The organism is Catellatospora sp. TT07R-123 (genome assembly GCF_018327705.1).
Taxonomy (GTDB): Bacteria; Actinomycetota; Actinomycetes; order Mycobacteriales; family Micromonosporaceae; genus Catellatospora.
In genome coordinates this window covers 4,252,865-4,279,032 of the sequence record NZ_BNEM01000001.1, presented here as the reverse complement: position 1 = coordinate 4,279,032, position 26,168 = coordinate 4,252,865, and the positions used below count along the sequence as shown (strand labels likewise).

The 26,168-nt window shown below is 68.8% G+C and carries 19 protein-coding genes and 3 rRNA genes; 15 read left to right on the top strand and 7 right to left on the bottom strand.

Going from position 1 to position 26,168, the window contains the following annotated elements; genetic code table 11:
* Positions 1–75: 75 nt before the first annotated feature.
* The 6 genes from Cs7R123_RS18515 (at position 76) to Cs7R123_RS18490 (ending at position 9,010) form a co-directional block, all read left to right on the top strand.
* On the top strand, positions 76–909 hold the full coding sequence (locus tag Cs7R123_RS18515; protein WP_212828110.1) for a hypothetical protein: 834 nt from the start codon (positions 76–78) through the stop codon (positions 907–909).
* The gene (fahA, locus tag Cs7R123_RS18510) at positions 906–2,081 is read left to right on the top strand and encodes a fumarylacetoacetase (RefSeq protein ID WP_212828109.1); all 1,176 of its coding nucleotides are present in this window, start codon (positions 906–908) and stop codon (positions 2,079–2,081) included. Before Cs7R123_RS18515 ends, fahA begins: the two co-directional genes overlap by 4 nt.
* Positions 2,082–2,660: 579 nt before the next feature.
* Positions 2,661–4,177, top strand: a 16S ribosomal RNA gene (locus Cs7R123_RS18505).
* A 351-nt stretch (positions 4,178–4,528) separates the two neighbouring features.
* Positions 4,529–7,641 (top strand): 23S ribosomal RNA (locus tag Cs7R123_RS18500).
* A 115-nt stretch (positions 7,642–7,756) separates the two neighbouring features.
* Positions 7,757–7,873 (top strand): 5S ribosomal RNA (gene rrf, locus Cs7R123_RS18495).
* The 16S, 23S and 5S rRNA genes sit together here, the layout of an rRNA operon.
* Positions 7,874–8,599: 726 nt before the next feature.
* The gene (locus Cs7R123_RS18490) at positions 8,600–9,010 is read left to right on the top strand and encodes a hypothetical protein (protein WP_212828108.1); all 411 of its coding nucleotides are present in this window, start codon (positions 8,600–8,602) and stop codon (positions 9,008–9,010) included.
* Between the two features lie 130 nt (positions 9,011–9,140).
* Here Cs7R123_RS18490 and Cs7R123_RS18485 read toward each other — a convergent pair whose 3' ends face one another.
* From Cs7R123_RS18485 to hppD, 5 genes are all read right to left on the bottom strand, one after another.
* Complete coding sequence (locus tag Cs7R123_RS18485) at positions 9,141–10,418, bottom strand: PQQ-binding-like beta-propeller repeat protein (protein ID WP_212828107.1); 1,278 nt, start codon at positions 10,416–10,418, stop codon at positions 9,141–9,143.
* 14 nt (positions 10,419–10,432) lie between these two features.
* Positions 10,433–11,491 (bottom strand): histidinol-phosphate transaminase, encoded by a 1,059-nt coding sequence (hisC, locus tag Cs7R123_RS18480; protein ID WP_212828106.1) that lies wholly within the window; start codon positions 11,489–11,491, stop codon positions 10,433–10,435.
* Complete coding sequence (locus Cs7R123_RS18475) at positions 11,491–12,378, bottom strand: RDD family protein (protein ID WP_212828105.1); 888 nt, start codon at positions 12,376–12,378, stop codon at positions 11,491–11,493. The genes hisC and Cs7R123_RS18475 overlap by 1 nt, the downstream gene beginning before the upstream one ends.
* Positions 12,379–12,387: 9 nt before the next feature.
* Entirely contained in the window at positions 12,388–13,080 is a 693-nt protein-coding gene (locus Cs7R123_RS18470) for an RDD family protein (RefSeq protein WP_212828104.1), read from the bottom strand.
* A 180-nt stretch (positions 13,081–13,260) separates the two neighbouring features.
* The gene (gene hppD, locus Cs7R123_RS18465) at positions 13,261–14,424 is read right to left on the bottom strand and encodes a 4-hydroxyphenylpyruvate dioxygenase (protein WP_212828102.1); all 1,164 of its coding nucleotides are present in this window, start codon (positions 14,422–14,424) and stop codon (positions 13,261–13,263) included.
* Between the two features lie 185 nt (positions 14,425–14,609).
* On the opposite strand from hppD, the gene Cs7R123_RS18460 reads away from it, so the two are divergent.
* From Cs7R123_RS18460 to Cs7R123_RS18440, 5 genes are read left to right on the top strand one after another with little or no spacing between them, the layout of a single operon-like run.
* Positions 14,610–15,098 (top strand): sigma-70 family RNA polymerase sigma factor, encoded by a 489-nt coding sequence (locus Cs7R123_RS18460; RefSeq protein ID WP_212828100.1) that lies wholly within the window; start codon positions 14,610–14,612, stop codon positions 15,096–15,098.
* Positions 15,098–16,339 carry a hypothetical protein gene (locus Cs7R123_RS18455; RefSeq protein WP_212828099.1) on the top strand — a complete coding sequence of 414 codons (1,242 nt, stop codon included), beginning with the start codon at positions 15,098–15,100 and terminating at the stop codon, positions 16,337–16,339. The genes Cs7R123_RS18460 and Cs7R123_RS18455 overlap by 1 nt, the downstream gene beginning before the upstream one ends.
* 12 nt (positions 16,340–16,351) lie before the next feature.
* Entirely contained in the window at positions 16,352–16,831 is a 480-nt protein-coding gene (locus tag Cs7R123_RS18450) for an Lrp/AsnC family transcriptional regulator (protein ID WP_244871904.1), read from the top strand.
* A gap of 47 nt (positions 16,832–16,878) precedes the next feature.
* On the top strand, positions 16,879–18,189 hold the full coding sequence (locus tag Cs7R123_RS18445; RefSeq protein WP_212828098.1) for a PQQ-binding-like beta-propeller repeat protein: 1,311 nt from the start codon (positions 16,879–16,881) through the stop codon (positions 18,187–18,189).
* 49 nt (positions 18,190–18,238) lie between these two features.
* Positions 18,239–19,909, top strand: a complete 1,671-nt coding sequence (locus tag Cs7R123_RS18440; protein ID WP_212828094.1) for a fumarate hydratase — start codon at positions 18,239–18,241, stop codon at positions 19,907–19,909.
* 76 nt (positions 19,910–19,985) lie between these two features.
* On the opposite strand, the gene Cs7R123_RS18435 is transcribed toward Cs7R123_RS18440, so the two are convergent.
* The gene (locus Cs7R123_RS18435) at positions 19,986–20,888 is read right to left on the bottom strand and encodes a hypothetical protein (RefSeq protein WP_212828092.1); all 903 of its coding nucleotides are present in this window, start codon (positions 20,886–20,888) and stop codon (positions 19,986–19,988) included.
* Positions 20,889–21,297: 409 nt separating this feature from the next.
* On the bottom strand, positions 21,298–21,915 hold the full coding sequence (locus Cs7R123_RS18430; protein ID WP_212828090.1) for an IclR family transcriptional regulator: 618 nt from the start codon (positions 21,913–21,915) through the stop codon (positions 21,298–21,300).
* Positions 21,916–22,058: 143 nt separating this feature from the next.
* Between Cs7R123_RS18430 and Cs7R123_RS18425 the strand changes: the two genes are divergently transcribed.
* The 4 genes from Cs7R123_RS18425 (at position 22,059) to rlmB (ending at position 26,163) form a co-directional block, all read left to right on the top strand.
* Entirely contained in the window at positions 22,059–22,724 is a 666-nt protein-coding gene (locus tag Cs7R123_RS18425) for an HAD family hydrolase (protein ID WP_212828088.1), read from the top strand.
* Positions 22,725–22,788: 64 nt separating this feature from the next.
* The gene (locus Cs7R123_RS18420) at positions 22,789–23,613 is read left to right on the top strand and encodes a hypothetical protein (RefSeq protein WP_212828087.1); all 825 of its coding nucleotides are present in this window, start codon (positions 22,789–22,791) and stop codon (positions 23,611–23,613) included.
* Positions 23,614–23,626: 13 nt separating this feature from the next.
* Positions 23,627–25,042: a cysteine--tRNA ligase gene (cysS, locus tag Cs7R123_RS18415; protein ID WP_212828086.1), complete on the top strand. Its 1,416-nt coding sequence runs from the start codon at positions 23,627–23,629 to the stop codon at positions 25,040–25,042.
* Positions 25,042–26,163 carry a 23S rRNA (guanosine(2251)-2'-O)-methyltransferase RlmB gene (gene rlmB, locus Cs7R123_RS18410; RefSeq protein WP_212828084.1) on the top strand — a complete coding sequence of 374 codons (1,122 nt, stop codon included), beginning with the start codon at positions 25,042–25,044 and terminating at the stop codon, positions 26,161–26,163. Before cysS ends, rlmB begins: the two co-directional genes overlap by 1 nt.
* The last annotated feature ends 5 nt before the right edge of the window (positions 26,164–26,168 follow it).

Genomic DNA, 26,168 nt, shown 5'->3' with positions numbered 1-26,168 from the left:
CACTTTACGAATTGATCCGTCCGATAATCGGACGCTCTTGTCCGCTCTATGTAGCGTCCATTAGATTGACTGATCATGTCAACGCCACCGTTGCTGGCTCAGCTGCTAGACGATGCCGCGGTCTTCCCGCCCGGCAGCGCCACGCTGCCCGACGCGGTCGCCGGCCACCGCGTCCACCGCTCCGCCTGGTACGCGGGCCTGGTCGGCCCGCTGCTCGTACCCGCCTCCCAGCTGGGCCAACTCACCTCGCTGGTGGCCGCCGACGAGAGCATCGCCGTGGGCGTCATCGGCGACGGCCCGCTCGCCGACAGCTTCGCCCCACCCCCGCGCGGCGTCCGCGTCGTACAGGTGGAGGCCGCGATGGCCCGGCGCGGCGAGGACCCGCTGCCCGCCCTCTCCTCCTTCACCACCCTGCTGCGCGAACACGAGCTGCGCGGCTTCGCCGAGATCCCGCTCGCCTGGGGGCTGCTGTCCGCGCTCGACCAGCTCGCGCAGGCGCGCGCCGGCGGCCTGGACGTCTCGGCGAAGTTCCGCACCGGCGGCCTGGCCGCCGAGCTGTTCCCCACTCCGATGGAGCTCGCCGCGGTGATCATCGCGTGCCACGAGCGGCAGCTGCCCTTCAAGCTCACCGCCGGGCTGCACCACGCCATCCGCCACACCGATCCCGAGACCGGCTTCACCCACCACGGCTTCCTGAACGTGCTCGCGGCCACCTGCGCCGCCGCGGACGGCACGGAGGTCGCCGAGGTCGCCGGGCTGCTCGCCACCACCCAGCCGCTGACGCTGATCGAGGCCGTGCGCACCCGCCGGTCCCAGCCGCGGCCGCTGTGGTGCGGATTCGGCACGTGCAGCATCCCCGAACCCCTCGCAGACCTGCAAAAACTCGGACTACTGGACGGAAGCGCATGACCTGGGTGCCCGGAGCCGCCGGCAGCGGATTCGACCTGAACCACCTCCCGTACGGCGTGATCGTCGCCGCCGACGGGCGACCGCGCTGCGCGGTGCGCATCGGGGAGCTGGCCTTCGACCTCGACGCGGCCGAGGCGGCCGACCTGGTGCTGGCCGCAGGCAGCCTGCGCGAGCCCAACCTCGACGCCTTCCTCGCGCTCGGCCCCGCCCACTGGGCGGCCGTGCGGGACCGGGTGACCGAACTGCTCGCAGACCCCGCGCACCGCACCGCCGTCGAGCCGATGCTCGTCCCGCTCGACCAGGTCACCAACGTGCTGGCCTGGACCGTCGCCGACTACGTGGACTTCTACTCCTCCGAGAACCACGCCGCGAACGTCGGGCACATCTTCCGGCCGGGCCAGCCGCCGCTGCTGCCCAACTGGAAGCACCTGCCCATCGGCTACCACGGCCGCGCGGGCACCGTCGTGGTCAGCCAGACTCCGGTGGTACGCCCCAGCGGTCAGCTCGCCGCGGGCGTGTTCGGCCCGTCCCGGCGCCTGGACATCGAGGCCGAGGTCGGCTTCGTCGTCGGCGTCGGCTCCGAGCTCGGCCGTCCCGTGCCCTGGTCGCGATTCGCCGACCACGTCTTCGGAGTCGTGCTGCTGAACGACTGGTCCGCGCGCGACATCCAGGCGTGGGAATATCAGCCGCTCGGCCCGTTCCTGGGCAAGTCCTTCGCGACCTCGGTGTCGGCCTGGATCACGCCGCTGGCGGCGTTCGGCCCCGACGCCTGGGTGGAGGCGCCCGAGCAGGACCCAGCGGTGCAGCCGTACCTCGACGACGACCGCCGCGCGCTCGACCTGGCCATCACGGTGGAGTGGAACGGCCACACCGTGGCCAGCCCGCCCTTCCGCACCATGTACTGGACGCCCGCGCAGCAGCTGGCACACCTGACGGTCAACGGAGCGAGCCTGCGCACCGGCGACCTCTACGGCTCGGGCACCGTCTCCGGACCCGAGCGGGGGCAGGTCGGCTCGTTCCTGGAGCTGACGTGGGGTGGCCAGGAACCGGTGGCCGTCGGGGACGCCGAGCGCACCTTCCTCGTCGACGGAGACGTCGTCGTGCTGCGCGCCCGGGTGGCAGACATCGAACTCGGTGCCGTCGTGGGAACTGTTTTCCCAGCTCAGAGCTAGTGTGACGGCGGGCACCCCACCCCGATTTGCCAGGTCATCCGGCGTCCGCGTAATGTTCTCTCTGCCAGCGCGGAACGGACAAAACACGCGAGCGAGAAGCTCAAGTCGAAGTCCGGAAAGTGGTGGACATTCGGGTGGTGCGGGACTTGCGCTCGCGAAACCGACCGGGTAACGTACTTCGAGCCGGCAACGAGCCGGGCGGATGAAGTCGCCAAGACAAAGTCTTGATGCGGATGTCCGGCCGGGTTGCAGGTTCCCCCCACGAACGATCATCACCTGGTGATGACTGTGCGCGGGGAACTGGGAAAGCTGCGAATCGATTCTCGTAGATCCTGAACTTTCAGGAAATTGCGGGTTGACACGAAGCGGAAGACCTAGTAAGCTGGATGAGTTGCCCCAAACGGGATCTCACAATGTGAGACGAAGTTGGTGTGTGCTTGTTCTTTGAGAACTCAACAGGGTGCTAGATATGCCAGTGCCAATTTATTGATCACCTCGTCGTGGTCATTCCTTTGGTATTAAGCAAACATTCGGACATTTTTTATGTCGGTGGTTGTTTTTTGCCGGGTTTTTGAATTCTTTTTGGAGAGTTTGATCCTGGCTCAGGACGAACGCTGGCGGCGTGCTTAACACATGCAAGTCGAGCGGAAAGGCCCTTCGGGGTACTCGAGCGGCGAACGGGTGAGTAACACGTGAGTAACCTGCCCCTGGCTTTGGGATAACCATCGGAAACGGTGGCTAATACCGAATATTCACTTCTGGTCGCATGGCTGGTGGTGGAAAGTTTTTCGGCTGGGGATGGGCTCGCGGCCTATCAGCTTGTTGGTGGGGTGATGGCCTACCAAGGCTTTGACGGGTAGCCGGCCTGAGAGGGCGACCGGCCACACTGGGACTGAGACACGGCCCAGACTCCTACGGGAGGCAGCAGTGGGGAATATTGCACAATGGGCGGAAGCCTGATGCAGCGACGCCGCGTGAGGGATGACGGCCTTCGGGTTGTAAACCTCTTTCAGCAGGGACGAAGCGAAAGTGACGGTACCTGCAGAAGAAGCGCCGGCCAACTACGTGCCAGCAGCCGCGGTAAGACGTAGGGCGCGAGCGTTGTCCGGATTTATTGGGCGTAAAGAGCTCGTAGGCGGCTTGTTGCGTCGTCCGTGAAAACCTGGGGCTCAACTCCAGGCTTGCGGTCGATACGGGCAGGCTAGAGTTCGGTAGGGGAGACTGGAATTCCTGGTGTAGCGGTGAAATGCGCAGATATCAGGAGGAACACCGGTGGCGAAGGCGGGTCTCTGGGCCGATACTGACGCTGAGGAGCGAAAGCGTGGGGAGCGAACAGGATTAGATACCCTGGTAGTCCACGCTGTAAACGTTGGGCGCTAGGTGTGGGGGGCCTCTCCGGTTTCCTGCGCCGTAGCTAACGCATTAAGCGCCCCGCCTGGGGAGTACGGCCGCAAGGCTAAAACTCAAAGGAATTGACGGGGGCCCGCACAAGCGGCGGAGCATGCGGATTAATTCGATGCGACGCGAAGAACCTTACCTGGGTTTGACATGCACTCTAAAACTGGAGAGATTCAGTGTCCTTCGGGGGGGTGCACAGGTGGTGCATGGCTGTCGTCAGCTCGTGTCGTGAGATGTTGGGTTAAGTCCCGCAACGAGCGCAACCCTCGTTCCATGTTGCCAGCACGTTATGGTGGGGACTCATGGGAGACTGCCGGGGTCAACTCGGAGGAAGGTGGGGATGACGTCAAGTCATCATGCCCCTTATGTCCAGGGCTTCACGCATGCTACAATGGCCGGTACAATGGGCTGCGATACCGTGAGGTGGAGCGAATCCCAAAAAGCCGGTCTCAGTTCGGATCGGGGTCTGCAACTCGACCCCGTGAAGTCGGAGTCGCTAGTAATCGCAGATCAGCAACGCTGCGGTGAATACGTTCCCGGGCCTTGTACACACCGCCCGTCACGTCACGAAAGTCGGCAACACCCGAAGCCCATGGCCCAACCCGTAAGGGAGGGAGTGGTCGAAGGTGGGGCTGGTGATTGGGACGAAGTCGTAACAAGGTAGCCGTACCGGAAGGTGCGGCTGGATCACCTCCTTTCTAAGGAGCACCTACCTGCGAAAGCGGGTCAGGACCCAGCTGCTGCGAGTGTCAGCAGTGGGGCTCATATGGCGGAGACGCTGGCAGAGAAGTATCGGCAACGGCCGGATCCCTAGTACTGCATCTTCGTGTGCGTGGAACGGCCCGGTGCGGCTGATGGCTTCGTATAGCACCCTGTTGGGTCCTGAAAGAACAAGCTCCGAGTTCGGGGCGGGTTTTTTCTGGATCGCCGATCGCATCTTCTGATTCAAACTGCCGCGTGTGTGGTGTGTGTTTCGGGTGTGGGTGTGGGTTGGTTGTTTGTTGAGATGTGCATAGTGGACGCGAGCATCTTTGTTTTCTGCGTATTGTAGGTAAGTTTTTAAGGGCAGACGGTGGATGCCTTGGCACCAGGAGCCGATGAAGGACGTGGGAGGCCGCGATAGGCCTGGGGGAGCTGTCAACCAAGCTGTGATCCCAGGGTGTCCGAATGGGGGAACCCAGCCCGAGTCATGTCGGGTTACCCGCACCTGAATTCATAGGGTGTGTGGAGGGAACGCCGGGAAGTGAAACATCTCAGTACCGGTAGGAAGAGAAAACAACATGTGATTCCGTGAGTAGTGGCGAGCGAAAGCGGATGTAGCCTAAACCGTGTGCGTGTGATACCTGTCAGGGGTTGCGTACGCGGGGTTGTGGGACCCTGCAGATCCAGCTGACACTGGGTGACACAGTTATAAAGTCGTGGGCTAGGCGAATCCTCTGGAATGAGGGACCGTAGAGGGTGAGAGTCCTGTAGCTGAAAGTTTACGACCTGTGGTGGGTGTTCCCGAGTAGCGGCGGACTCCTGTAATCTGCCGTGAATCTGCCAGGACCACCTGGTAAGGCTGAATACTCCCTGGTGACCGATAGCGGACTAGTACCGTGAGGGAATGGTGAAAAGTACCCCGGGAGGGGAGTGAAATAGTACCTGAAACCGTCTGCCTACAATCCGTCGGAGCTGAGGACTTGTTCTGAGGTGACGGCGTGCCTTTTGAAGAATGAGCCTGCGAGTTAGTGGCATGTGGCGAGGTTAACCCGTGTGGGGAAGCCGTAGCGAAAGCGAGTCTGAATAGGGCGCTTTAGTCGCATGCTCTAGACCCGAAGCGGGGTGATCTAGCCATGGGCAGGTTGAAGCGACGGTAAGACGTCGTGGAGGACCGAACCCACCAATGTTGAAAAATTGGGGGATGACCTGTGGTTAGGGGTGAAAGGCCAATCAAACTCCGTGATAGCTGGTTCTCCCCGAAATGCATTTAGGTGCAGCGTCGCGTGTTTCTTGCCGGAGGTAGAGCTACTGGATGGCCTAGGGGGCCCACAAGCTTACCGAAGTCAGCTAAACTCCGAATGCCGGTAAGTGAGAGCGCGGCAGTGAGACTGCGGGGGATAAGCTTCGTAGTCGAGAGGGAAACAGCCCAGATCACCAGCTAAGGCCCCTAAGCGTGTGCTAAGTGGAAAAGGATGTGGGATCGCATAGACAACCAGGAGGTTGGCTTAGAAGCAGCCACCCTTGAAAGAGTGCGTAATAGCTCACTGGTCAAGTGGTTCCGCGCCGACAATGTAGCGGGGCTCAAGCACACCGCCGAAGCTGTGGCATTCACACAATGACTCGGCCAGCGTGAGCTGGTCCAGGTGTGTGGATGGGTAGGGGAGCGTCGTGTGGCGGGTGAAGCGGCAGAGTGATCTAGCCGTGGACGCCACGCGAGTGAGAATGCAGGCATGAGTAGCGAATGCAGGGTGAGAAACCCTGCCGCCGGATGACCAAGGGTTCCAGAGTCAAGCTAATCTGCTCTGGGTGAGTCGGGACCTAAGGCGAGGCCGAGAGGCGTAGTCGATGGACAACGGGTTGATATTCCCGTACCCGCAAAGCAGCGCCCGCGACGAACCTGGCTGTACTAACCTTCATGGACGTGGATCACCTTCGGGTGGGAAGCGCGAGTGCTGGGATCTTGGCTGGTAGTAGTTGAGCGATGGGGTGACGCAGGAAGGTAGTCGAGCCCAGGCGGTGGTTGTCCTGGGGTAAGCGTGTAGGCCGTGGTGTAGGCAAATCCGCACCACAACAGGCTGAGACGTGATGCCGAGCCGTATCAGGTGAAGTCGATGATCCTATGCTGCCGAGAAAAGCCTCTAGCGAGCTGTGCGCGGCCCGTACCCCAAACCGACACAGGTGGTCAGGTAGAGAATACCGAGGCGATCGGGCGAACTGTGGTTAAGGAACTCGGCAAATTGCCCCCGTAACTTAGGGAGAAGGGGGGCCTCGTCTGGTGAAGGCCTTCGCGGCTGGAGCTGGGTGGGGTCGCAGAGAGCAGGGGGAAGCGACTGTTTACTAAAAACACAGGTCCATGCGAAGTCGTAAGACGCTGTATATGGACTGACGCCTGCCCGGTGCTGGAACGTTAAGGGGACCTGTCAGCCTTTCGGGGTGAAGCGGAGAACTTAAGCGCCAGTAAACGGCGGTGGTAACTATAACCATCCTAAGGTAGCGAAATTCCTTGTCGGGTAAGTTCCGACCTGCACGAATGGCGTAACGACTTCCCCACTGTCTCAACCACAGGCCCGGCGAAATTGCAGTACGAGTAAAGATGCTCGTTACGCGCGGCAGGACGGAAAGACCCCGGGACCTTCACTATAGCTTGACATTGGTATTCGGTTCAGATTGTGTAGGATAGGTGGGAGGCTTTGAAGCTGTGACGCCAGTCATGGTGGAGCCATCGTTGAAATACCACTCTGTTTGATCTGGGTATCTAACCTCGGACCGTGATCCGGTTCAGGGACAGTGTCTGGTGGGTAGTTTAACTGGGGCGGTTGCCTCCTAAAGGGTAACGGAGGCGCCCAAAGGTTCCCTCAGCCTGGTTGGCAATCAGGTGTTGAGTGTAAGTGCACAAGGGAGCTTGACTGTGAGACTGACGGGTCGAGCAGGGACGAAAGTCGGGACTAGTGATCCGGCACTGGCATGTGGAAGCGGTGTCGCTCAACGGATAAAAGGTACCCCGGGGATAACAGGCTGATCTTCCCCAAGAGTCCATATCGACGGGATGGTTTGGCACCTCGATGTCGGCTCGTCGCATCCTGGGGCTGGAGTAGGTCCCAAGGGTTGGGCTGTTCGCCCATTAAAGCGGTACGCGAGCTGGGTTTAGAACGTCGTGAGACAGTTCGGTCCCTATCCGCCGTGCGCGCAGGAGACTTGAGAAGGGCTGTCCCTAGTACGAGAGGACCGGGACGGACGAACCTCTGGTGTGCCAGTTGTCCCGCCAGGGGCATGGCTGGTTGGCTACGTTCGGAAGGGATAACCGCTGAAAGCATCTAAGCGGGAAGCTCGCTTCAAGATGAGGTCTCCCACCCAGAGATGGGGTAAGGCCCCCGGCTAGACCACCGGGTTGATAGGCCAGAGATGTAAGCACAGCAATGTGTTCAGTCGACTGGTACTAATAGGCCGAGGACTTACCTAACTATCTTTACGTCAGAAGCTGCGCAAAGAAACGCTCGCGTCCACCATGCACATCACGGCATGCAACCGCCTCCACCGTTCGGTGTCGTAGGCAAGGGTTGATATGTTGATAGTGTTACGGCGGTCATGGCGGAGGGGAAACGCCCGGAAACATTCCGAACCCGGAAGCTAAGCCCTCCAGCGCCGATGGTACTGCAACGGGGACGTTGTGGGAGAGTAGGACACCGCCGGACAAACATCGCTGTCAAGGCCCACCCCCCAGGGGTGGGCCTTGACGCGTTTACCCACCACCTTTCCCCACCGCCGGACAACACCACCACCCGCCCACACCGCCCCGGCACCAGGCCGACCCCGGGCCGGCTCAGGCCCAGCCCCCTCAGGCCCAGCCCCCTCGGCCTGGGCCTGCTGGCAGCACCAGCCGACTGGCCGGCCCCCGGGTCCTGGCCTGCTACCAGCACCGGCCGCCCTCCGGGGGCCGGGGTCTGCTGCCAGCTCGGCCCGCTCCTCCACGTCGATCATGAACTTGTGGACGTGTTCGGCGGCGTGTCCCCACCCCACCACCGTGATCAACCACCGGCCACCGACCCGATAGCGCAACACCACAGACACGGCACCAGCTGCGGTGGATGCGGGTCACGGGGACCTGAAGTCCGGGATGTGATCGCCGTCCTCGGTCACAATCTCACGCCTCAGGCCAGATCCCGACCGCAACCAGCGATCACGAGCCCAGGACCGCCGACACACCACCGCGACACCGCCAGCACAACCACGATGCACCAAATCACCGCACCCTGCCTCCCCAAACGGGAAGCGTGCCTCCCCACGGGCAGCGTGCAGTTTCGGGGAAAGTGCTGGAATCCGAAGCCCGATTCCAGCACTTTCCCCGAAACTGCACCAACGAACCGGCCTCCAGCGGCAGGACTCCCCAGGACGCTTACGGGACTGCTACCGTTCGCCGGGTGGATCTTGAAAGTTGGGTCGGCACAGCCGAGCTGCTGGTGAAGGAGCCCCTTCCCGCTCACCAAGAAGCCCGGGACAACGGCGTCTCCCGGCCTGGGCTGCATGTTGCGAGGCTGATGGAGAGCCGGGACTTCTGGGATGAGGACGCCCAGGCCGCAATGGGGTCGACATACCTGGTCTATGGGCAGATGCGCGACCGGCTGACCCAGGCGCTCACCGCGCGATGGGGCGCCCCGGAGTTCGTAGACCTGGGCGCTGCCCTGGACCGAGCGTTGGCCGGCGAACCCCTACCGCCGACCGTCGACCATCTGTGCAACGTCGCCTCGGGGCCCGCACCGCCGTGGCGACTCGGCCGCAGGACGGTGATGGTGGCGGTCGCCTGGGACGACAAAGAGCTCCCATGGTCCTGACTCTGTCGGTCGGCGCCGACGATCATGAAGTTGTGCCCGCGACACACCGTCGAACCGCGCCATAAGTTCATGATCGACGAGTTGGGCCTGGGGCCGGTGCCGGGGGCACGGGGTTAGGGGAGGGGGTGGGTTAGGAGGCGGCTAGGAGGACGGGGCGGGGGGAGGGGTAGTAGAGGGTGTCGGGGGCGTCGGCGGGGGTGTCCGGGCGGAGGCGTTCGAGGACGAGGTAGTGGCCGGAGGCATACACGTGGCCGAGGGTGTACGGGAAGGCCGGGTCCTCGTAGTAGAGGTCCAGGGGGGAGCGAGACAGCTCCTTCCCGGATTCGGCGTTCACGGCGATCAGCGTGTGGTCGGGAGTGACCAGCAGGATGCGGTCCCGGGCGCCGGTGGGCAGCAGCGTCGGCGCGGGGTCGCCCGGCTGCGGGCGCCAGGTCCAGCGGACCTCGCCGGTGGCGGGATCGTGGCTGGTCAGCTCGGTCACCGCCGCAGGGTTCACAGTGGTCACCACGGCGACGGGGGCGCGGGGCGTACCGGTGATCAGGGCGCCCGGCGCGGCCAGCGGGATCGACGGCGCCTCGGTGCCGGACGCGGCCGGGGGCAGCAGCCACGCGTGCGTGCCGTCGGCGGCGGTGACGCGTACGCCGAGGCAGTCGGAGGCGCCGACGGCGCACGACACCGGCTCGGCCGCAGTGGGCGACGTGCCCAGCGGCGGCAGCGGTGCGCCGGTGTCGGCGGAGTAGCGCAGCAGCGTGTGCGCGCAGGTGTCCAGCACGAGGAACTGGGTCGCGCCGGTGAATGCGGTGCCGTGGCAGGCGGGCAGCTCGTGGCGCCAGCGTACGGCGCCGGTCGTCGGGTCGTACGCGGTGATGGTGTTGCCGCCCGTGGTCAGCACGGTCCCGTCGGCGGTGAACAGGCCCGGCGGGTCGTAGACGGTGGCGGCGCCGGTGCGCCGCCCCTGGTAGCCGTCGCCGAGCACGTCCCCGCGTACCGACCAGATGGTCTTGCCGTCGCGGGCGTCGGTGCCGACGAGCATGCCGTCGCTCCACGCGCTGACGACGATCGGCTCCTCGCCCACGGTCACGATGCCGACGAGTTCGGCCGGCCAGCGGCGCAGTGACCACAGGGCGCTGGTCTCGTACTTGTAGTCGGCCGGGCCGTCGGCCCAGACCTGGCGCGGCGCGGCGTGGATGCGGATCCGGTCGCCGACGATGAGCGGTGCCGAGATCAGCGCGCCGAGGGCGCCGGGTCCGGGGATGACGCGCTTGGGCATCGGCCGGGTCGCCGTGGTGACGGTGTCGGTGGGGCGCAGGACACGCCACACCACGAGCCCGCTGCCCGCCACCAGCGCCGCGCAGACGGCGCCGGTGATCGCGACACGTGTCCTACGCGGCAGGTTCCGCCACGCCATCCCCCGTCCGCCGCTCAGCCGAAGTACTTCTCGGCGGCACGCAGCAGGGCGTCGTTCTCCTCGGCGGTGCCGATGGTGACGCGTACGCCGTCGCCGGCGAACGGCCGCACGATGACCCCTTCCGCCTCGCACACCTGCGCGAAGGCCGCCGCCTGGTCGCCCAGCGGCAGCCACACGAAGTTGGCCTGGCTCTCGGGGACGCTCGGCAGGTGCTCGTGCAGCGCCTTGGCGACCCGGGCCCGCTCGGCGATGACGAGGTCGCAGCGGCGGCGCATCTCGTCCTCGGCGTCGAGGGCGGCCAACGCCGCGGCCTGCGCGGGCAGGCTGGTGGAGAACGGGGTGACCACCTTGCGGACCGCGTCGGCGACCTCGGGCTGGGCCACCAGGTAGCCGATGCGCAGCCCGGCCAGGCCCCACGCCTTGCTGAGGGTGCGCAGCACCGCGACGTTGGGCCGGTCGCCGTACACCTCGACGCCGTCGGGCACGTTCGGGTCGGTGACGAACTCCTTGTACGCCTCGTCGAGCACGACCAGCACGTCCTCGGGCACCTTGGCCAGGAACGCGTCGATCTCGTCGCGGCGCACGCTGGTGCCGGTCGGGTTGTTCGGGTTGCAGACGAGGATCAGGCGGGTGCGGTCGGTGATCGCCGCGGCCATCGCGTCGAGGTCGTGGCCGTGCACCGCCGTGTTGGGCACCTTCACCGAGGTGGCGCCGGTGGTCGCGGCGATGATCGGGTATGCCTCGAACGAGCGCCACGCGTAGACCAGCTCGTCGCCGGGCAGGCAGGTGGCGCGGACCAGGTGCTCGGCCAGCGCGACCGAGCCGCAGCCGGTGACGACCCGCTCGGCGGGCACGCCGAGGCGCTTGGCGAACTTGTCGCGCAGGGCGCCGACGCCCATGTCCGGGTAGCGGTGCACGTTGGTGACCGCCTCGGCCACGGCCTCGGCGACGCCGGGCAGCGGGCCGTACGGGACCTCGTTGCTGGCCAGCTTGATCGCGCCGGGCACGGACCTGCCGGGCACGTAGTTGGGCAGGGCGGCGAGGTCGGGGCGGGTGAGGCTCCGCTTGGTCATCAGGCACCTCTCTTCTGGGGACGGGATGCGTCGGGCAGCTGGACCACGTACGTGCCGGCCGAGCGGTCGTGCCAGGCCATGCGCTGCCGCCGGTCCATCAGGATCAGGACGGCGTCGAGGATCTGCGGGATCACGAAGAGGATCGCGCAGCAGGGGATGAGCAGCAGCGGCAGCGCCATCGGGGTCCAGCGGCGCCAGGCGCGGCCGGTGCGCAGCGGCTCCAGGCTCTCCACCGGGACGACCTTGATACGCATGATGCGCTTGCCGAACGTCTGCCCGGAGTGCGCCGTGGCGGGCACCTCGTAGGCGAACCACAGGCCCAGCGCGATGAAGATGATCACGAGGAACAGGCCGTTGGCCTGGGTCGGGCGGCTCACGTCGGTGAGCTGCTCGCCGTCGAGCATCTTCTGGTACGTGGCCTGCACGAGCGGCACGAAGTCGCGCAGCCACAGGTACACGAACCAGCCGTTGATCAGGACGTTGAGGCCGAGCACGACCAGGAAGTCGATGAACCGCGCGCCGAGGCGTACGCCGGGGGAGGCCAGCGGCATGCCGTGCGGGCGTACCGGCGCGGTCGGGAGGGGGTGCGGCCAGCCGGGCGGCAGCGGCCGGTTGCCCGGACCGGCCGGACCGCCAGGCCCCGGCCTGCCGAACGGCGGCGGCGGGAAGACCGGCGGCGTGACGCCGTCGCGGGACGCGCTGACCCCGCCCGCGGGCGGGGCGGTGATCGGCGGGGGCGGGGGCGGCGGGGCGGGTTCGGGCTCCGGCGGACCGTCCGGCGGCGTGGTGTCGGCGGGCAGGGCCGCACCGATCCAGCCCTCACCGTCCCAGTAGCGCTGCGTACTGGGATCGGCAGGGTCCTTGTACCACCCGGGGCTGATCGTCATGACTGCTATTTAACCGACCTTCACCACGACGGTCTTAGCCACCTTGTCGTGCAGGCACTGCTGCAGCGGCTTGTCCCACAGCTGCCAGAGCCCGTCCAGGTAGCTGAGGAACGGGACGAACGCGGCGGCGACGTACTGGATCCCCCAGCGCTTGGCCAGGTCGCCCCGGGTCAGCGGCTGGGTGGGGTCCACCGGCACCACCTGGAGCTTCATCAGCTTCTTTCCAAGAGTGCGCCCGTTGGTGCGCAGCTGGTACTCCACGTAGTAGAGGTACGTGAACAGCAGCAGCACCCCGACGATGGCGATCATCACACCGAACATGGTGGCCATCAGCGTGAAGACCTCGTCCGACGGCACCTGCCCGTTCGCGTCCGGGCTCATGCTCACGATCGAGCTGATCCAGATGATCATCACCGGGATGAGGAGCACGAAGTAGATCGCCATGTATACCAGGGTGTCGATCAGGTGAGCACCGAGGCGCTGGCCGAAGCTGGCCAGCGGGGCGCCGTTGGGCGCGAGCGGCACCAGCATCGGGCTCCAGGCGCCGGGCTGCGGGGGCGGCGGCGTCCAGCCGCCGGGCTGCGCGCCCCACGGCGGTGGGGCCTGGTGCGGGATGCCGGGCTGCGGATATCCGGCCGGTATCGGGGGCCGGACGACGCCCTGCTGATCGGGGGTCGGGCCGGGGGGCACGGGGGTGGTCATGCGAGACATCCTTCCACGTCAACGCCGCATGAGCGTCCCGGCGGTCGTGCGCTGCGGGAGGGGAGCGAGCCGGCCCCCCAGCTCTGGAAAGGGGCCGGCTCGCGTCCGGTGACGTTGAGAAGGGCACCTTCCATCACGTATTCCGATAAGAAGGTGCCCTTCCTCACCGCCGGTCCGGGGTCAGAGGTTGCCGCGGGTTTCCTGCTCGCGCTCGATGGCCTCGAACAGGGCCTTGAAGTTCCCCTTGCCGAAGCCGAGCGAGCCGTGGCGCTCGATCAGCTCGAAGAAGACGGTCGGGCGGTCCTGCACCGGCTTGGTGAAGATCTGGAGCAGGTAGCCGTCCTCGTCCCGGTCGACCAGGATGCGGCGCTGCTTGAGCTCCTCGATCGGCACGCGGACGTGGCCGATGCGGGCGCGCAGCTCCGGGTCGTCGTAGTACGAGTCGGGGGTGGCCAGGAACTCCACGCCCGCCGCCCGCATCGCGTCGACGGTGGCGAGGATGTCGTTGGTCGCCAGCGCGATGTGCTGGGCGCCGGGGCCGCCGTAGAACTCCAGGTACTCGTCGATCTGGGACTTCTTGCGGGCGATGGCCGGCTCGTTGAGCGGGAACTTCACCTTGCGGGTGCCGTTGGCGACGACCTTGCTCATCAGCGCCGAGTAGTCGGTGGCGATGTCGTCGCCGATGAACTCGGCCATGTTCGTGAAGCCCATGACGCGGTGGTAGAACTCCACCCACTCGTCCATCCGGCCGAGCTCCACGTTGCCGACGACGTGGTCGACGGCCTGGAAGAAGCGCTTCGGGGCGCCTGCGGCGACCGCGGCGGACCGGTCGACGACCGGGTGCGCGGCGACGAAGCCGGGCTCGAACGGGCCGTGGTAGCGCGAGCGGTCGATCAGGGTGTGCCGGGTGTCGCCGTACGCGGCGATGGCGGCGACGCGGACCGTGCCGTGCGCGTCGGTGCGGTCGACCGGGGCCTGCAGACCGGTGGCGCCGTGCTCGACGGCGTACGCGTACGCGGCGTCGACGTCGGGGACCTCCAGCGCGATGTCGGTGACGCCGTCGCCGTGCCGGGCGTGGTGCTCGGCGCCGGGCGCGGCCGCGTGCACGGCGCCCCGCAGCACGAACCTGGCGCTGCCCGAGGTGAGCACGTACTCGGCGTAGTCGCGGTAGCCCTGCTCGGGGCCGCGGTAGGCGACCAGGGTCATCCCGAACGCGGTCGAGTAGTAGTGGGCCGCCTGCCGGGCGTTGCCCACGAGGAAGGCGAGGTGGTCGACGCCCTTCACCGGGAACGGGTCGTGCAGCGGTGCCGCGTGGGTGGCGGCCGGATGAGCGACAGCGGTCATGGCCGAAGAATGGCGCGCCAGCCGTGAGCTGGGCAACTGTCAGTACGGACGCTGATCAGAATGCGCAGATCGACCGGTGGTCTGCCGCATTCGCTGTACAGATTGACTAGTTATCAATTCGTTATCGAACTAGGTAATGCTTCCTGGGCTCCCGGGAGTACTCCCAGGTGACGAGGGAGACAGGGATGAACGACTTCGCGGAGTTCTACCTCAGCGGCAAGGACGCGGTGTTCCGCGCCGTGCTCGCCGCCGGTGGCAACCGCGCAGCGGCCGAGGACGCGGTCGCCGAGGCGTACGCGCGGGCGTGCGCCCGGTGGGCGACGGTCCGCGAGCACCCCAACCCCACCGGCTGGGTGCTGGTCACCGCGCTGAACGTGCAGCGTTCGGTATGGCGCCGGCTGCGCCGGGAGGTCCTGGGCGACGTCCCGGAGCGAAGCGCCGTCCGCGAGCCGGACGGCGACCTGCGCAAGCTGCTCGCGACCCTGCCCCGGCGCCAGCGCGAGGTGGTGGCGCTGCGGTTGCTGGCCGACCTGAGCGTCGCCGAGACCGCCGACCTGCTCGGCATCGCCGAGGGCACCGTGACCGCGCACCTGCACCGCGCCCTGAGATCTCTTCGTCACCAACTCGAGCCCGCCGCAGTGACGGCGCTGCGCTGCACCCCGGAGGTGGCGTGATGACCGTCGACGACCTGCGCACCAGGCTCACCGAGGAGTACGGGGAGGAGCGCTTCACCATGACGGTGACCGAGATCGAGCAGCGCGCGGGCACCGGTGCCCGCCGCAGGATGGCGGGCTGGGCGGTGGCGGGCGTGGCCGTGCTGGTCGCGATCGCCTTCCTGGTGTGGCCCACCGGCGGCGCGGGCATCGTGGAGCCGCTGGCCTCGCCCAGCGCCTCGCCCACCGCGAGGGGCAGCTCGGCGTGGCGCGCCGGGTTCGCGCAGGCGTGTGACCAGAAGTGGCTGGAGGAGGACCGCAGCCGCCTGGACCCGTCGTTGCGGGGCGCGCTGCCGACGCTGCGGTTCGACGTCGCCGACGGCGAGCTGGGGCTGCGCGTCTACGCGACCGGCGACACGAGCCTGATGGTCGAGTGCGAGCGCAACAGCCATGACACCGGCGTCAGCTGGAGCACGCCCGTGGCGCCGTTCCGGTCGCTGCTCAACGATGTGGGCACGCAGCTGCCGCGCTTCGGCACCGGCTCCCCGCCGGACGAGAACGGCGTGCGGCAGGGCGCGGACTACTACATCGGCCGGGTGCCGGTCGGCACCCGCGAGATCCTGGCGTACGGCGAGAACGGTGAGCAGTTCCAGGCGCTCATCGACGGCAGCCTGTACCTGCTCTGGGCGCCGGACGGCGGGCTGCGCCACGCCGCCGTGCGCGCCTTCACCGCGGACCGGATGATCACCGAAGGCGAGGGCGGCCACGTCGACGGCGCCTATCGGGAGCAGGCACTGACCGAGGCGTGCCGCCGCACCGCCGCCGCGGACTTCGCGCAGGTCGGCTTCGGCGGCCTGCCGCCGGTGCGGTTCAAGTGGCACACCGGCGACCACGCCGCGTTCCTCTACGGTGACGAGAACCTCATGGTGGTGTGCCGCCGGCTGCCCGACGGCCCGGTCACCGTGACGGCGGTCGCGGCACTGCGGGACCCGAGCAGCGTCTGGCAGGCCATGCAGTTCATCGACTCCGACCACAGCCGGCACGGGTGGCTGCTGGGGCTGGCGCCGGAGGGCGCGGTCAGCGGCAGGGCCGAGCTGCGCAGCGGGAAGAAGGTCACGTTGAGCCTGTCCGGCGGCTGGTTCGGGGCCTGGTGGGACTCGGCCGAGGGCGTGGTCGACGAGCGGCCGGTCCGCATCGAGATCACCACCGCGACCCAGGTGTGGACCGTGGAGGACGGACAGGTCACGCACCGGGCGCGGTGACATGATGGGCGCGTGACCGGCATCGTGGACGAGCTGGACGTGAGGCTGATCGACCTGCTGGCCGCCGAGCCGCGGATCGGCGTGCTGGAGGCCTCGCGCCGCCTGCGGGTGGCGCGGGGCACCGTCCAGGCCCGCCTCGACCGGCTGGTGGCCCGAGGGGTCATCACCGGGTTCGGGCCGGAACTGGACCCGGAGGCGATCGGGTACGGCGTGACCGCGTTCGTGACCCTGGAGATCCGGCAGAGCGGCGGCCACGATCCGGTCGCCGCGCACCTGGCCACGATCCCGGAGGTGCTGGAGGCGTACACGATCACCGGCGGCGGGGACCTGCTGTGCCGGATCGTGGCCCGGTCCAATGCCGACCTCCAGCGCGTCATCGACGAGATCGTGGCGTACGACGCGATCCTGCGCGCCTCCACGCTGATCGCCCTGGCCGAGCAGTTGCCGTACCGGACGCTGCCGCTGGTGCGTAAAGCCGCCCGACACGGATAGATCGGACACTCACTCACGTTCGATCGTCAGCTGGCTATCCTGGGCGGATGGCCAAGGGGAGGGCCGGCACCGGGTGGCTGGTCGCGGTGGCCGTGGCGATGACGGTGCTGGTCAGCACCAACGTGTGGAACCCCTTCCCCGACCTGTGGAACTGGATCAGCACCAGCGGCCCGATCGCCGACCCGCCCGCCCGCTGGCAGGAGCGCCTCGGCGGCAGTCCGCAGCACGTGGCCCTGCTGGAGCAGCACGTCGTGATCGAGCACCGGGACATGGTCGAGGTGCGCAGCCGCCTGAGCGGCCGCCAGATCTGGCAGACCCCGGCCGACTGGGCCGCCGTCGCCGGGCCGCCCGCCCGCACCGTCGTCGTCGCGGGCAAGCTGCTGGTCAAGGGCTACCAGGTGATCGACCCCGCGACCGGGGCGGTGCTGCGCCGCGACGAGCGGGCCGCGGCGGTGTGGACGTTCGCCGACTACCTGCTGGACGTCGCGTGCCGGACGCCCAAGGACTGCCAGCTGACCGCGCGCGAACCCGCCAGTGGCGACGAGCGCTGGCACGTCGGCCTGCCCGGCATGGGTTTCGTGCTCTTCGCCGACAACCCGGAGCTGACCGGCAGCGCGCCCCCGACCGCCGACCGCATCGCCGAACGGGTCGAGCCGCAGCCGATGCCGCAGCTGCTCGGCTTCCCGATCGACGGCCGCGTGTACGTCGTCGACACCGCGCAGGGCACGGTGCTGCCCGAGGTCAGCCCGAGCCGCCGCGAGCGCATCATCGTGCTCGGCGGCCGCGTCATCCACAGCGAGGCGGTGCCGCGCGACGGCGGCTGCGGCGTCACCGTCACCGGGCGCGACGCCGTGACCGGCGACGAGGTGTGGCGCTGGCGCGACAACCAGCTCGGCACCATCACCGGCGGCGGCTGCGACCAGCGCCACCAGCCCACCGGCTCGGGCGACCTGGTGCTGGCCACCACCCCGGACGGGCGGCAGGCCCTGCTGGACACCGGGTTCGGGCGCCAGGTGCTGCTGTGCGCCCCGGGGGAGCGGGTGGCCGCCGTCGACGGCAACCGGGCGGTGGTCCGCTCGGCCGACGGCGCGAAGTTCACCGGATACAGCCTCGACCTGGAGTCGGGCGGCAAGCCGAAGGCGCTGTGGAACCGCAAGGTCAACGCCGAGGCGTCCGCGGCGATCCGGGGCAAGGTCGTGATCGTGGTCGACCGGGGCCCGGACCGGGTGATCGTGCTCGACACCACCACCGGCAAGGTGCGCCGGCAGGTCGACACCGACGCCGAGGTGGTCGCCGCGGACGCGAACGGGCTGCTCCTGGGTCAGCGGCGTGATCTCGGTTACCTGGCGTTCGATTAGGCAGAGCGCGAATTCAGCCCGGGGGCAACCCGTGAGTACGCTTTTGCGCATGACCGACTTCGCCTACTCCTCCCTGCTGCCCCTGGGCGCGGACACCACCGACTACCGGCTCGTCACCGACGAGGGTGTGGACGTCGTCAGCGGGCCGGGTGGGCGCAAGTTCCTGACCGTCGAGCCGGAGATCCTCACCCAGCTCACCGCCGAGGCGATGCACGACATCGCCCACTACCTGCGCCCCGCACACCTGACCCAGCTGCGCGCGATCCTCGACGACCCGCTGTCGTCGGCCAACGACCGCTTCGTCGCGCTGGACCTGCTGCGCAACGCCAACATCGCCGCGGGCGGCGTGCTGCCCATGTGCCAGGACACCGGCACCGCGATCGTGATGGGCAAGCGCGGCCGCCACGTGCTGACCGACGGCGCCGACGAGGCCGCCATCGCGCGCGGCGTGTACGAGGCGTACACCAAGCTCAACCTGCGCTATTCGCAGCTCGCCCCGCTGACCGTGTGGGAGGAGCGCAACACCGGCACCAACCTGCCCGCGCAGATCGAGCTGTACGCCGAGGACCCCGACGGGCACGCGGACGCGTACAAGTTCCTGTTCATGGCCAAGGGCGGCGGCAGCGCCAACAAGTCGTACCTCTACCAGGAGACCAAGGCGCTGCTGAACCCCGCCTCGTTCATCCGGTTCCTGGACGAGAAGCTGCGGCTCATCGGCACCAGCGCCTGCCCGCCGTACCACCTGGCGATCGTGATCGGCGGCACCTCGGCCGAGCACGCGCTCAAGACCGCCAAGCTGGCCTCGGCCAAGTACCTGGACAACCTGCCCGGTGAGGGCAGCATGCTGGCGCACGGCTTCCGCGACGTGGAGCTGGAGGCCGAGGTGCTGGAGCTGACCCGCAGCTTCGGCATCGGCGCGCAGTTCGGCGGCCGCTACTTCTGCCACGACGTGCGGGTGATCCGCCTGCCCCGGCACGGTGCCTCCTGCCCGGTCGCGATCGCGGTCTCCTGCTCCGCCGACCGCCAGGCCGTCGCCAAGATCACCCCGTCGGGCGTATGGCTGGAGCGCCTCGAAACCGACCCGGCCCGCTACCTGCCCGAGACCACCGACGAGGACCTGACCGCCACCGACGGCGACGTGGTGAAGGTCGACCTCAACCAGCCCATGTCCGCCATCCGCGAGCAGCTGGCGCAGTACCCGGTGAAGACCCGGCTCTCGCTGACCGGCCCGCTGGTCGTGGCCCGCGACATCGCCCACGCGAAGATCGCCGAACGGCTGGACGCGGGCGAGCCGATGCCGCAGTACCTGCGCGACCACGCCGTCTACTACGCCGGCCCCGCCAAGACGCCGGAAGGCTTCGCGTCGGGCTCGTTCGGGCCGACCACCGCGGGCCGCATGGACGCGTACGTGGAGAAGTTCCAGGCGGCCGGGGGCTCCTACGTGATGCTCGCCAAGGGCAACCGCAGCGCCCAGGTCACCAAGGCCTGCCAGGCGTACGGCGGCTTCTACCTCGGCTCGATCGGCGGCCCGGCGGCCCGGCTGGCCCAGGACTGCATCAAGCGCGTCGAGGTGCTGGAGTACGCCGAGCTCGGCATGGAAGCCGTGTGGAAGATCGAGGTCGAGGACTTCCCGGCCTTCATCGTCGTCGACGACAAGGGCAACGACTTCTTCGCCGAGACCTCCAAGCCCAACCCGGTCCTGAGCATCGGCCGCCGCTGACCGCATTCCTCGATCATCCGAGTTGCCGGGCAATCGGGCGTATCTTGAGCACTCATACGCCCGATTGCCCGGCAATTTAGTCGGTCATGGGGGACCAGTCCGCTGCGGTGAGGGCGGCGCGGACCTCGGCGACGACGCCCGCGAAGTCGGTACGCATGCGGCGGCTCGTCACGTGCAGGACGGTCCAGCCCGCGCCGACCAGCAGGTTGAGGCGTCGGCGGTCGAGGTGGAAGCTGTCGGGGCTGTCGTGCCACTCGCCGTCGTACTCGATCGCGACCCGGTACCGCGGCCAGGACAGGTCGGGGTGCAGCAACCGTCCGCCGACCTGCACCGGATGCTGGAGCTCGGGACGGGGCAGCCCGGCGCGGATCAGCCCGAGCCGTAGCCGCGTCTCCTGCGGTGACTGCGCTCCCCCGTCGGCCAGCGCGAATGCCTGAGCGGCACGCGCGGCGCCATGACGGCCGACCCGGTCCGCGGCGAGCTCTGCCAACTGCTCGGCGGTCACCCGCTTGTCCCGCAGGAGCGCGTCGAGCACGGCGACCGCCGGGACGAGGTCCAGCCAGAGCACGATGTCCCAGCTGGTACGCAGCGGAGTCGTCACCGGCAGGCCGTGCTGGAGGGCCATCTCGCCCGGCCCCAGCACCATCCGGTGCACGGCTGCCTCCTTGCGCTGGTTGAGGCGCGTACCGGCCGGGACGATCAGGTGGACCGGGTCGGTGAACGAGGCGGCGTGTTCGACGCCGTGCAGGTAGGCCGCGCTGGGGCCCGCTATGCCGGCGTGCTCGGGCAGGTCCAGGGCCAGGGCGTGGCAGCGCAGGCCGTGGTCGCGGTCGAGGCGGGAGTCGGCGTAGACGCCGTACGCGAGGCGCTGCCAGTTGGCGCCGCGCAGCTGTTCGAGGGTGAGCAGGCCTTCGCGGAGCGCATCGGCGCCGCGGAACACCTGCCAGGCAAGTTGCTGTGGCCGTCGAGTTCGTCGCACGGCGGACAGCGTGCCGGAGATCTGCGGTTCATGTGGATCGTGCTGTGGATAACCGGCCCAAGGCTGTGGATTACGTGTGGGAAAGCTGTGGAAATCGCGGTTATCCACATGTGGATACGCAGTTCATGGGGTTATCCACAACCCGGTGGACAACGCTCCCGCCCGCCAGACCGGGCAGCGCGCCGCCTGGTCGTACGCCCGCCCTGGTCGTGTTCGTCCCGGTCGTATGCCCGCCCAGAACGGGTGCCCGCCCAGGTTGGGCGCCCCAAGATCGGGCAAGTTGCCCGGCACTTGGGCGAAAGAGTGGCCAAGATACGCCCGATTGCCCGGCAACTTGGCTGATCTTGGGCGCCCGGCGCCCGGCACGTGCCGAGAGGCGCGGCGGGTGGGGGAAGGGAAGGAGGGGAGGTTAGGCGAGGGCGGTGGTGAGGGTGTGGGCGGCGGCTACGACGAGGGGGCCGACCATCGCGGGGTCGAGGGGGGCCAGGGCGACCACGCCGACGCTGGCGCGCAGGCCCTCGACGTCGCGTACGGGTGCCGCGATGCCGTACGCCCCCGGCTGGAGTTCACCGGAGGAGACCGTCCAGCCCTCGTCGGCGTCGAGGATGGCCCGCCCGGCCGCCCCTGCCGCGAGCGGGTGGCGGGACCCGGTGCGGTACGCGACATGGAACACCGTCGAGCTCGGCTCCACCACCGCGACGGCGACCGCCTCGTCCCCGTCGGCGACGGTCAGGTGTGCCGTGGCGTGCACCTGGTCGGCCAGCTTGCGCAGCGCGGGCAGGGCCGCGTCGGCCAGCAGCGGCTGCGCGCGGCGGGCCAGGTGCAGCAGGCCGAGGCCCAGCCGCAGCCGACCGGAGGAGTCGCGTCGGATCAGCGCGTGCTCGGTGAGCGTCGTGGCGAGCCGGTAGACGACCGCGCGGCCCACGCCGAGGCGGGTGGCCGCCTCGGTGACGGTGAGGCCGCCAGGGGTGTCGGCGACGAGGGTCAGTAGGCGGAGGCCGCGATCCAGCGTTTGCGCCGTGTCCACCCTCCCACCCTATCGGGGTGCGGAAGGGCGCCTTCTCGGCGCGTCGCGGCGCAGGAGGACCCTCCCCGGCAGGTGTCGGCGCGTACGCGCGGTGGGGGCTGCGGTTGCGGGGCTGATCAGGCCGGATGGGCTAACGTATACCGATGATCACCACTGTTGCCTTCGATGCCGACGATACGCTGGTGGACATCGTGACCGGAGTGAACGCCGGGCTCGCCGCGGTGGTGGCGACGGTCGGTGATCCCCGGCTCAGCGTCGCCGGGTTCCGGGCCGACGCCGACGAGTGCTGGCGGCAGCTGGCCGACCAGCCCGCCCGGCTGATCCGGGAGACCGCGCTGCGGATCACGCTGGACCGCGTCGGCCTCGCCGACCAGACCCCCGGCCTGCTCGACCTGTTCTTCGAGGTCCGGTTCGCCAACTCGCGGCCGTTCCCCGGCGTGCTCGACGTGCTGGCCAAGCTGCGCAGCGAGTACCAGCTCGGCTACGGCACCAACGCCAACAGCGAGGCGGCGCTGTGCGGGCTCGGCGGCTGGTTCGCCTTCGAGGTGTACGCGCTGCGCGGCGGTGTGCCGAAGAAGCCCGCGCCCGCGTTCTTCGAGGCGCTGCTGGACGCGGCGGACGCGCGGCCCGAGGAGGTCGTCTACGTCGGCGACTCGTACGACCACGATGTCGTCGGCGCGGCGGGCGCCGGTCTGCGTACCGTGTGGCTCAACCGCGCGGGTGCCCCCGTGCCCGGCCCGGTCCGCCCGGACGCGATCGTCGCCGACCTGGCTGATCTGCCCGCAGTGATCGCGAAAATGCCCTCCTGACCTGCGCGGATAACCGCGTCACAGCGAGGTGCGCGGCTTGCGGCCGCGTGCCAGGATGCCGGGCATGTCAGGCAGGGCGAGCGGGGCGGACGGCCGCGAGTGGTGGGTGGGCCGTCGCTGGCTGCCCTGGAAGCCGAAGCCGCACCGGTTCCGCGGCAACAGCAGCGGCGGCGGTTTCGTGGACTTCGGCAGCCTCGACCTCGGCGACGAGCCGGTCGGCTGCACGATCGCGCTGGTCTTCTTCGCGCTCGTGGTGGCCTTCCCGCTGTTGCTCGTGCTGGCCCTCTTCATCGCCGAATGGCTGCTCGCGCTCCTGCTGCTGCCGCTGTTCGTGCTCGTGCGGACCCTGTTCGGGGTGCCGTGGCGGGTGGTGGCGCGCGGCCGCGCGACGGACGGGCGCCGCTGGCGCTACTACACCCAGGCCGGCGGGTGGCGGGCCTCGGGCGAGCTGATCGACCGGGCGCTGGAGGAGATCCGGGTGTACGGCGAGCCGCGCTGCCTCGGCGCGTTCCAGCTCGACGAGGCGCCCGCGGGCGGCACGAACACCGGCTCGCCGGAGCGGCTGCTCGCCTCGGTGCAGGCGGGCGACCCGCTGCGGTTCGGCGGCTCGGTGTACGGCACCGACTCCCGCTACGCCCGCCGCGGCTGGCTCGACGGCACCCTGCGCGCCGACGCGGTCTCGCTGGAGCTGTCGCAGGGTGGCGGGGCGTCCCGGCGGAACATCCCGGTGCTGGGCGGCACCGCCGAGGCCGACCCGGAGGGGCCGGGCGGCTCCCGGACGGTGATCGGCTTCACCGGCAACGACGGGCGGAGATACCGCATCGCGGCCGATGAGCGGTACCTGCCCGCGCTGCGGTGGCTGCAGTCGCAATGGAGTCGCGAAGGATGACTATCCTTATCGGGTGACGTTGAGACTCTTCGACACCGCGACCAGACAGGTGCGCGACTTCGTGCCGCGCGTTCCCGGTCAGGCCTCCGTGTACCTGTGCGGCCTCACCGTCCAGTCCGGTCCCCATATCGGCCACCTGCGCTCCGGCGTCAACTACGACGTGCTGCGCCGCTGGCTGCTGCACTCGGGCCTGTCGGTCACGTTCGTGCGCAACATCACCGACATCGACGACAAGGTGCTGCAGAAGTCGCTGGAACAGGGTCGCCCGTTCTGGTCGATCGCGTACGCCAACGAGGTGATCCTCGCGGCCGCGTACCGCAGCCTCAACGTGCTGGCGCCGACGTACGAGCCGCGCGCCACCGGCCACGTGCCGGAGATGCACGAGCTGATCCAGGAGCTGATCGCGCTCGGGTATGCGTACCCGAGCACCGACGGCAGCGGCGACGTGTACTTCTCCGTCTCCTCCTTCGGCGACTACGGCGCCCTGTCCGGCCAGCGCCCCGACGAGATGCTGGCCGCGCCGGACGGCCCCGAGCGGGCCAAGCGCGACCCGCGCGACTTCGCCCTGTGGAAGGGCGCCAAGACCGAGGAGCCGGACGACGCCGAGTGGCCGTCGCCGTGGGGCCGCGGCCGGCCGGGCTGGCACATCGAGTGCTCCGCGATGGCGCGGCGCTACCTCGGTGCCGAGTTCGACATCCACGGCGGCGGGCTCGACCTGGTCTTCCCGCACCACGAGAACGAGCAGGCCCAGTCGCGCGCGGCCGGGCTGCCGTTCGCGCGGTTCTGGGTGCACCACGGCCTGCTCAACCTCGGTGACGCGAAGATGAGCAAGTCGCTGGGCAACGTGATCGACCTCGACGCGGTCACCGAGCGCGGCCTGCGCCCCGCCGACCTGCGCTACTACCTGCTGTCCCCGCACTACCGGGCGCGCATCGACTTCAGCTGGCAGGCGCTGGAGGAGGCCGCGACCGCGTACCGGCGGATCGAGGGCTTCGTGCAGCGCGCGACCGAGCTGGTCGGCGTGACGCAGCCCGGGGTGCTGTGCGCCGACTTCGCCGCGGCGATGGACGACGACCTCAACACCTCCGCGGCGCTCGCCGCGCTGCACGAGGTGGTGCGCGAGGGCAACACGGCGCTGGCCGGCGGCGACAGCAAGGCCGCCGCGGGCGCGCTGAGCAGTGTGCGGGCCATGCTCGGCATCCTCGGGCTCGACCCGCAGGACCCCGCCTGGGCGGACACGAAGGCCGGCGACTCGCTGCGCGGCACCGTGGACGCCCTGGTGGCACTCGCGCTGGAGCAGCGGACCGCCGCCCGCGCGCGCAAGGACTGGGCCGCCGCGGATGCCGTGCGCGACCAGCTCAAACAGGCCGGAGTGGTGGTCGAGGACACCCCGCACGGTCCACGCTGGACGATCGGAAGTGAACTGTAATGCCGGGCAACTCGCAACGCCGTAACGTACGCCAGGTCAGCAAGAAGACCGCGAGCAAGGGAACTGGCGGCAAGGGCAAGGACACCCTGAAGGGGCGGGGCAAGACCCTGCCCGCCGACGAGCGACCCTGGCACAAGGGCTACTCCGGCACCGAGAAGGTGCCGTCGAAGACCGCGTGGAAGCAGGACAAGGAGCGCAAGGCGGCCGCCGTCGAGGGGCGCAGCCCCAAGATCGGCAAGCCTGGCTCCAAGGACACCACCTGGGGCCGGGGCGGCACGGGCAAGGGCGCGCCGACGCGGCGCACCGCGCCCGGCCGGGCCACCGCCGCCCGCGCCGCCGGGCCGCGGGTCGCGCCCGGCCGCAAGTCGCTCACGCCCAAGGACGCGCCGGAGCTGCTCGTCGGCCGCAACCCGGTCGTCGAGGCGCTGCGCGCGCACATCCCCGCGACCGCGCTCTACCTCGCGCAGGGCATCGACATCGACGACCGGATCACCGAGATCGTCCGCACCTCGGGCGACCGGGGCATCCCGATCCTGGAGATCAGCCGGGCCGAGCTCGACCGCCTCACCGGCGGCGTGCTGCACCAGGGCGTCGGCGTGCAGGTGCCCTCGTTCGCGTACGAGAGCTTCGAGGACCTGCTCGCCGCCTCGGCCGAACACCCGGAGCCGCTGCTGGTGGCCCTCGACGGGGTCACCGACCCGCGCAACCTGGGTGCGGTCATCCGATCGGCGGCCGCGTTCGGGGCGCAGGGCATCTTCGTGCCGGAGCGCCGCGCCGCCGGGATCACCGCGACCGCGTGGCGCACCAGCGCCGGTGCGGCCGCGCGGCTGCCGGTCGCGCAGGTCACCAACCTGACCCGGGCGCTGAAGCAGGCCCAGCAGGAGGGGTTCACGGTCGTCGGGCTGGACGCCGACGGGGAGACGGACCTCTACCAGCTGGAGGCTGCGATCGGGCCGCTGGTCGTGGTGGTCGGGTCGGAGGGGCGCGGGCTCGGGCGGCTGGTCGGACAGACCTGTGACCTGCGGGTGAGCATCCCGATGGTGTCGGAGGTCGAGTCGCTGAACGCGTCGGTGGCGGCTGCGGTCGCGCTGGCCGAGGTGGCCCGGCGCCGCGCGGCGTGACCTGT

Coding starts and splice junctions, on each gene's coding strand:
- Cs7R123_RS18515 (WP_212828110.1), top strand. CDS start 76: ATGTCAACGCCACCGTTGCTGGCTCAGCTGCTAGACGATGCCGCGGTC.
- fahA (WP_212828109.1), top strand. CDS start 906: ATGACCTGGGTGCCCGGAGCCGCCGGCAGCGGATTCGACCTGAACCAC.
- Cs7R123_RS18485 (WP_212828107.1), bottom strand. CDS start 10,418: ATGGCGTGGCGGAACCTGCCGCGTAGGACACGTGTCGCGATCACCGGC.
- hisC (WP_212828106.1), bottom strand. CDS start 11,491: ATGACCAAGCGGAGCCTCACCCGCCCCGACCTCGCCGCCCTGCCCAAC.
- Cs7R123_RS18475 (WP_212828105.1), bottom strand. CDS start 12,378: ATGACGATCAGCCCCGGGTGGTACAAGGACCCTGCCGATCCCAGTACG.
- Cs7R123_RS18470 (WP_212828104.1), bottom strand. CDS start 13,080: ATGACCACCCCCGTGCCCCCCGGCCCGACCCCCGATCAGCAGGGCGTC.
- hppD (WP_212828102.1), bottom strand. CDS start 14,424: ATGACCGCTGTCGCTCATCCGGCCGCCACCCACGCGGCACCGCTGCAC.
- Cs7R123_RS18460 (WP_212828100.1), top strand. CDS start 14,610: ATGAACGACTTCGCGGAGTTCTACCTCAGCGGCAAGGACGCGGTGTTC.
- Cs7R123_RS18455 (WP_212828099.1), top strand. CDS start 15,098: ATGACCGTCGACGACCTGCGCACCAGGCTCACCGAGGAGTACGGGGAG.
- Cs7R123_RS18445 (WP_212828098.1), top strand. CDS start 16,879: ATGGCCAAGGGGAGGGCCGGCACCGGGTGGCTGGTCGCGGTGGCCGTG.
- Cs7R123_RS18440 (WP_212828094.1), top strand. CDS start 18,239: ATGACCGACTTCGCCTACTCCTCCCTGCTGCCCCTGGGCGCGGACACC.
- Cs7R123_RS18425 (WP_212828088.1), top strand. CDS start 22,059: ATGATCACCACTGTTGCCTTCGATGCCGACGATACGCTGGTGGACATC.
- Cs7R123_RS18420 (WP_212828087.1), top strand. CDS start 22,789: ATGTCAGGCAGGGCGAGCGGGGCGGACGGCCGCGAGTGGTGGGTGGGC.
- rlmB (WP_212828084.1), top strand. CDS start 25,042: ATGCCGGGCAACTCGCAACGCCGTAACGTACGCCAGGTCAGCAAGAAG.